Origin of the sequence: Streptomyces sp. F001 (assembly GCF_004187715.1) — a bacterium.
Taxonomy (GTDB): domain Bacteria; phylum Actinomycetota; class Actinomycetes; order Streptomycetales; family Streptomycetaceae; genus Streptomyces; species Streptomyces flavusporus.
The window spans coordinates 1-5,042 of sequence record NZ_QZWF01000107.1; the positions used below are offsets into that span (position 1 = coordinate 1).

Below are 5,042 nucleotides of genomic sequence, written 5' to 3' on the forward strand. Positions count from 1 at the left end.
GCACCACCCGCCGATCCCACCCATCACCGATCCTCAAGATCTCCGGCTGTAGTACTTGCAGCGGCCACCGATTCTCTCGTTCCCTGGTGCAGTGACCCAACGATCGGCGGATACACGCTTACCCGCCGTGAAGGCTGCCACAAGGTCGGTGTGGTGACGGACTGGTGGCAGATCAGCAACAATCAGCCGCCCAAGCACATCGGCACCGCCATCTTCCTCGTCCGCGAAGAGATGAAGCTGGACAACACGGGATCGTGGCAGCAGCGGAACTTCATTTCTCCGCTCAACATCCAGAGCTCGCTCGGCACTGTGACGCTCGACTACTGGGACGCCAGTTGCGGTGGCGACACCGTCTGCGACAGGGAATTCATCGGCCCCGAATTCACGGGCCCGACCTCCTGGACCAGCATCTCGTCGGTGACCGAGCAGACAGTCCAGACGCGAAAGTTCACCTGGAAGACGGCTGCCCTCGGCAAGTCCCAGGAGTTCGACCGGGGCAGCTTCCTCGGCTTCAAGGCATCCGCTGCTCCTGGTGCGGTGAAGATCACCGAGCCGAGCTGGGTGTTCTGGGACCAAATCCGCTGTGACCAGATGATGCCGAATGCGGCGTCCGTCGGCTGTGTCTTCCCTAAGTACACGCCGACGTTCGAGCTGAAGCACGCGTATGCCGAAGGTGCCGCGCTGTACTACATGGAGATGCGCGACAAGCTCGACTGGCACCCCGGCAGCAAGGCGCACAACAGTCCGCTGCGCCGCGAGTTCGACCCGGTCAAACGAGACGCGAACCGCGCTGTCGTGTGCCCGGACAGTGGACAGTACGCGCTGGTCCTGCACCCGCTGGCGACTGGTGACAGCAAGAACACTCAGTGCGACGAGTACGCCTTCGCGGCCACCAAGGAGAGCGGTGGATCGCAGCCGGAGGTGACAAACGGTTCACAGTGTCTCCAGGCTTATGCCCGTAAGGACGCCGACGGCAAGTGGCGTCTCTACGACGACCTGCGGGCGCCGAACACCGCACCCACGTACACGGAGAAGTGCGCCCGCGCCACCATGGCCGGTGCCCAGAACGAGCGTGCCGGATCCCGCCTGTCGGGCTTCTACACCAAGCAGCGAATGCTGGACAATGATGCGTACTTCATCGATGTCCCCGGTCTTGTCAGGCCGTAGCGAGTAAAAGAGGAGAAGCCCCCTCCTGCTGGGTCTGCGGGAGGGGGCTTCTCGCGCCTAAGCCTGGATCTTCTCCAACTTCCAGTTGAGGTAGCGGGGTGGACCTTCGTCAAGTAGAGGAACCCGCGCGTACTGGCCCGAATACGGCAGAGGAGATCCGGTCTCCAGGGACCTGGCCATCAGCCCGATCATCTCCCCCAGAGTCTTCCAGCGGAATGCGGTGACCTCGTTGCCCTCATAGTCGATCTCGATGATGTTGCCGTAGGTGTCGCCTGGCCGGTGGTCGATGAGGAGGCTCTGCCCCGTGTGTCTACCGGCAATGGGAAGCCACAGCGGGTCCGCCCACGGCTCCAGAACCCAGTGCTCGGGATCCTCGTCACGCTGCTCGTTGAACTCTTCGAGCATTTCCTCCATGTAATCCGGCCCGCCCTTGAGTGCTTCGACCCCGTACGGGACGTAGCCGCCCGGCCAGATGGGGGCGTCATACAAGGGGGCGCCGCCGTGGATTCTGAGCCACTGCACGAGATGCGGATGGAGCGGGTACGGTACGGCGTCCTGGAGGGACTGGATGGCCTCTTCGGAGGCAGGCGGTTGTAGCTCGGAGAGAGCAATAGTGCACTGGTGCTCTCGAAGCCACGTTTCGATGCGTTCCCAGGCGCGTATGAGGTCGTCCATCAGCGCATCCTGACACACAACTGGAAACCCCAAGAGACATGGGACAACCGCTTGCCGCCGAGTCACTGTCAAGAGTCGGGGATCAGTTGAGGTGACTCAGGCGGTGGCGGTCCGCCAGATCTGAATCGCACATAGGAAGGCCGGCCCGTGAAGCTTCGTCCTCACCAGCGTGAAGCCGTCGATGCGGTACTTCGTGCGCTTGAATCGCCTGCGAGAGGGACTGTGCCCGAGCAGGGACTGCGGACTCAGGTGATCATGGCGACCGGTACCGGGAAAACCCTCGTCGCCGTGCGCAGCGCGGAGGAGCTCCGCGCGGGCCGGGTCCTGGTGCTCGTGCCCTCACTGGATCTGCTCGCCCAGACCGAGGCCTCCTGGCGCGCCGGCGGGCGTACGGGCCCGATGATCGGGGTCTCGTCCCTGCGCGGGGACCAGGTGACCTTCCCCAACACCACGGACGTGGACGAGCTGGTCAGCTGGGTGCGCCCATACGACAAGGTGACCGTGTTCGCCACGTACGCCAGCCTGGGACTCGGCACGCTGGAGCGCGCCCACGAGGCCGGCCTACCGGGTTGGGACCTGATCGTCGTGGACGAAGCCCACCGCTGTTCCGGCCGGATCGGAAAGCCCTGGGCGGTCGTCCACAACAACCAGAAGATCCCGTCCCTGCGCCGCCTTTACATGACGGCCACGCCCCGGCTGTGGCAGCTGGACGAGGACTCCGAACAGGGCGCGCCGGGCGAGCTGGTGGCGAGCATGGAGGACGACCCCAACGGCCCGTTCGGGGCCCGCTGCTACACGCTGACGCTGTCCGAGGCGATCGACCGGGGGATCTGTGCGCCGTACCAGGTGGTGTGTGTGGACGTCACCGACACGCAGCTCCAGGCGGCCATGCTGCTCGGTGCCGAGGGACGGTCGGACCAGGTGCGCGGGGCCCGGCTGGCTGCGCTGCAGACGGCGCTGGTGAAGGCGGCCTCGGAGGAAGGCTTTCGCCGTACGCTCTCGTTCCACCACGTGGTCAAGGAAGCCGAGGCTTTCGCGGCCGGCCTTCCCGACATCGCCGCGCAGCTGCATGACGCGGATCCGGAGCTGTACCCGCGTGCGGTCTGGGCGGACTGGCTGTGCGGTGACCACAAGCCCAACCACCGGCGGCGGGTTCTCGGGGAGTTCGCCGACGGCATCGCCACGGACGGCACGGTCGTGGAGAAGGGCTTCCTGAGCTCAGTGAAGGTGCTGGGCGAAGGGGTGGACACCCGAAATTGTGACTCTGTGTACTGCGAGGCGAACACCCGATGGACGGCCTTGCCCGAATACGACAGCCGCAGCGTGAACAGGTGGCACTTGACCACCTCGCCGGCCACCCGCACCCAGACGTCCGCGAAGTCGACCTCGGCTTCCTCGCCGGGCAGATGTGCTTGGGGCACCATTCCCTCCAGATGCTGGCGGCCCTCACGATCCTCTGCCACGATCTCCGGCCGCCGTTTGCGGACGTAGTTGCGCAGAGTGGAATACGACGCCAGGTCGAAGTCGTGCTCCTCGGCCAGGCGCTTCTGGATCCGCTCGACGGTGTGCTTCTGCTTCCGCGGGGCCCTCAGGTCGGCCCGGAGCATCGCGTCGATCCACCCGGTGGCCGGGTCCAGGATGCGGAACTGCCGTTGGCCGGACTTGCGCGGCGGCGGGATTGCGGAGGCCATCGCCTGCCGGATGGTTCGGCGATGGACGCCGTACTTCGCCGCCAGGGCCCGCTGCGAGATCGACGGATCGAGACGGACGTCCCGACGGATCTGTTCGAACAGCTCGACACGCGAAACACGCAACCCGGCCTCCCGACACGGCCATGACCAACAGCACGGCCTCCGACATGACCGTGAACGACGGACACACCCTGTCGGGATCGGGCAGACAGCCCAGACCATTCACTCGGACGAGGGCATGTCGTCTCACAGCGGCACGGGTGGGGCCAAATCAAATGTCGATCAACTGGGGCCAGCCCAGAGTGCCGGAGTGGAGCCGATGAAACCTGTCACAAACAACCTGAGGGGTCACTAGTCGACAGATCCGGCCACCGGATCACCCCCGCGTGGGCGGGGAGCACCGCCTCGCCGGCCTCGTCGACCCACACCACGACGCCCTCCCCGCCCACGCGGGGGTGATCCGTAACCGAGCCACCTACCAGAGACGAGGCATCAGCCCTCCCCGCCCACGCGGGGGTGATCCGGACGGCGGCCTCGGGGATCAGCAGGGCCCGCTGCCCTCCCCACCCACGCGGGGGTGATCCGTGTCGGTGGCCAGTTTCATTTCCCCGCTCGCGGCCATGTGACGGGGAGTCAAGTGGCCGCGAATGGTCACAGAGAATCGTCGGCCTGGGAGGACGCGTGGTAGCTGTCCGAAGCCCGGCCGTGTCCAGAATGGTGCTGCGGAAGGCGGGCGCCCCCGGGTCCGGTCCTGCCCGGGGGACGAGCCGATGTACAACACCGTCACCAAGTCACCGACGCTGCCAGAACCGCAGAACGAGCGTCAGACGGTCCAGATAGTCGAGCAGGGTCGTCATCGTCCTGCGGGCCGCGGCGCGGCGGAAGGCGTGGCGCGACCACACGGTCGGCAGCACCACACCGACGTACAGGAGCAGGAACAGGACGACCATGAGCGCGCCGACCGGGCCGAGGGCCTGGACGGTGTCGACGCCGAGTTCCTTGAGGGTGTCGATGATCGACATGTCGGGACCTTTCGAAGGAGTCCCCGGTCCGCTGCCGGGGTTGACGTCCTCGACGCTCGCTGTCCATAGGGGTGTCCTTCAGCCGTCGTGGGGATCCTGGACGTTTTCCCGCCGAATCTGCTGGTCAGGACCTAGGCTGCTCGGTGTCCAAGACGGGCGTTCTGGACAGATGGACAGCAGGCGGGGGCACATGTGACGGGCAAGCAGGCCAACGACCGAGAAAAGGAGTTGAAGGCGGACCTGCGACGGCTCGCCGGTCTTTACCGCGCCCACGTGGCCGACAGGGTCACGGAGCGCGGACTCGGCCGTGCCATCAAGGTCTCCCCGACCACGGTCGGCAACTGGCTCGCGGGGAAAGTCGTCCCCCAGCAGGTGGACAAGCTGGTCGAGTTGGTCGCGTTCTTGGCGGCCAAGGTGGCGGACGCTGGGGCCGACGTGCCTCCGGCCGACCGTCGACTGCTAGACCCGTACTTCGCGGGTCGTTGAT

General features: G+C 65.9%; 3 protein-coding genes and 2 pseudogenes. 3 read left to right on the plus strand and 2 right to left on the minus strand.

What is annotated here, in order from left to right:
- Positions 1–1,167 (plus strand): annotated as a pseudogene (locus StrepF001_RS46130) (hypothetical protein); the annotation flags it as partial.
- A 57-nt stretch (positions 1,168–1,224) separates the two neighbouring features.
- Here the strand turns inward: StrepF001_RS46130 and StrepF001_RS44420 are convergent.
- Complete coding sequence (locus StrepF001_RS44420; RefSeq protein WP_129803749.1) at positions 1,225–1,842, minus strand: SMI1/KNR4 family protein; 618 nt, start codon at positions 1,840–1,842, stop codon at positions 1,225–1,227.
- 147 nt (positions 1,843–1,989) lie between these two features.
- On the opposite strand from StrepF001_RS44420, the pseudogene StrepF001_RS44425 reads away from it, so the two are divergent.
- A pseudogene (locus StrepF001_RS44425) lies at positions 1,990–3,174 on the plus strand (DEAD/DEAH box helicase family protein); the annotation flags it as partial.
- 1,150 nt (positions 3,175–4,324) lie between these two features.
- On the opposite strand, the gene StrepF001_RS44430 reads toward StrepF001_RS44425, so the two are convergent.
- A complete protein-coding gene (locus StrepF001_RS44430; RefSeq protein WP_129803750.1) occupies positions 4,325–4,555 on the minus strand; it encodes a hypothetical protein in 231 nt (76 codons plus the stop codon).
- Positions 4,556–4,747: 192 nt separating this feature from the next.
- Here StrepF001_RS44430 and StrepF001_RS44435 point away from each other — a divergent pair, with 192 nt between their 5' ends.
- Entirely contained in the window at positions 4,748–5,041 is a 294-nt protein-coding gene (locus StrepF001_RS44435; RefSeq protein WP_129803751.1) for a hypothetical protein, read from the plus strand.
- Position 5,042 lies beyond the last annotated feature (1 nt).